Here is an 807-nt window from a genome sequence, read left to right on the forward strand (position 1 = left end):
TGTGCTTGAGCTCGTCGAGCAGGGCTCGGGTCTGGTCCATATCGCGCGCCAGCACCCCTTCGGTGATCTCCAGTTCCAGCAGTTCCGCTGGCAGGCCGGTGTCGTTGAGCACTTCCTTGATCATGTCGAGGAAGGACTCCTCGCGGAACTGCACCACCGAGATGTTGACCCCGACGCACAGGCGCTTGCCCTGGTCGAGCAGCAGCTTGGCGTCGTGGCAGGCCTGGTGGAGGACCTGCTTGCCCATCGGTACGATCAGGCCGGTTTCTTCCGCCAGCGGGATGAACTCGGCAGGGGAGACCAGTTCGCCGTCGGCTCGGCGCCAGCGGATCAGCGCCTCCATGCCGCAACTCTGCTGACGGCTGACATCGAAGCGAAGCTGGTAGAAGACTTCGAAGACCCCCGACTCCAGCGCGCTGCGCATGTGGCTTTCGAGCAGGTGGCGGGCTCTGGCATCGCTCTCGATGCTCTGGGAGAAGAAGCGATAGCGGTTGCGACCCTCCTGCTTGGCCTGGTACATCGCGGCATCGGCCTGGCGATAGAGGGATTCGAGGTCGTCGCCGTCATCCGGGAACACGCTCACGCCGATGCAGGCGGACAGGTCGAAGCGACTGCCGGCGATGTTCATCGGCATCGCGATGACTTCCAGCAAACGCTCCACGTAGTCGCTGATCACCTCCGAGCGCTGGATATCGGTCACCAGGATGACGAACTCATCACCGCCCTGGCGGCTGACGGTGTCGAGGTTGCGTGATACCTCGGTCAGGCGTGCGCTGACCTCCTTGAGAATCAGGTCGCCCGTCGAGT

Annotated in this window: 1 protein-coding gene; it reads right to left on the reverse strand. The window is 63.4% G+C overall.

Annotated elements, in window-relative coordinates; all coding sequences use genetic code 11:
* A partial coding sequence (locus J0A65_RS23575; RefSeq protein ID WP_206596716.1) for a putative bifunctional diguanylate cyclase/phosphodiesterase occupies positions 1-807 on the reverse strand: 807 nt, incomplete at both ends.

The organism is Bowmanella yangjiangensis (assembly GCF_017255015.1).
GTDB lineage: Bacteria > Pseudomonadota > Gammaproteobacteria > Enterobacterales > Alteromonadaceae > Bowmanella > Bowmanella yangjiangensis.